1 protein-coding gene is annotated in these 256 nt (G+C 33.6%); it reads right to left on the minus strand.

Translation table 11 applies throughout. From position 1 onward, the window contains the following. Positions 1–256 (minus strand): hypothetical protein (locus SB660_RS22000; protein WP_410584578.1); only part of this gene is annotated, 256 nt, incomplete at both ends.

Raw genomic sequence — 256 nt, forward strand, 5'->3', positions numbered from 1 at the left:
CCAGAGTCTTTTCCGCTAACTACTACAACATCTCCATCTTTATAGAATAGTAAATGATTATTGTTCTTATGATAAAAAATATTATCTGGATTGTCGAGTGTATCCTTGATAACATCATAATTCATACCATGTTTATCCATATGCCCATTGAATCTGGATTCTTTCAGGTCACCCGCAAAGTTTTTTCTGAATTTTCCTAGTCTTTTTGCACCTTTACATTCACTTAATCCGAATGGATCAACAAACCTATTCGGAT

The sequence above is a fragment of the Bacillus sp. SIMBA_005 genome (assembly GCF_046535585.1).
Taxonomy (GTDB): domain Bacteria; phylum Bacillota; class Bacilli; order Bacillales; family Bacillaceae; genus Bacillus; species Bacillus pumilus.